General features: G+C 30.3%; 1 protein-coding gene. It reads left to right on the forward strand.

The genetic code is table 11. From position 1 onward, the window contains the following. Nucleotides 1-58: 58 nt before the first annotated feature. Nucleotides 59-274, forward strand: a 216-nt coding sequence (locus SB749_RS19390; protein ID WP_410711742.1) for a hypothetical protein, incomplete at its 3' end; no start/stop codon positions are given.

Raw genomic sequence — 274 nt, forward strand, 5'->3', positions numbered from 1 at the left:
CACATGACTGCGCGCCATTGTTTGATAAATTTGCCGTTATGATGGAAGCGGCTAAATAGTGAGCTTTTTCACTAAAATATTTAATAGAAAATGTAATAAGAAAATAGAAAATACTTTATCAGAGTATAAAGTATCTTCTAATGAAATAAATGATAAAAGGAAACAGAAGCTCGATAGACTACAGAAGGTTCAAGAACAATACTTTCAACGTCTATCCGAGTTATCAACTAAACAAAGATGGGATTTTGCTTTTACTCTTTTAAATGATTTCAAT

This window comes from Brevibacterium sp. SIMBA_078, assembly GCF_046534565.1.
Lineage (GTDB): Bacteria > Actinomycetota > Actinomycetes > Actinomycetales > Brevibacteriaceae > Brevibacterium.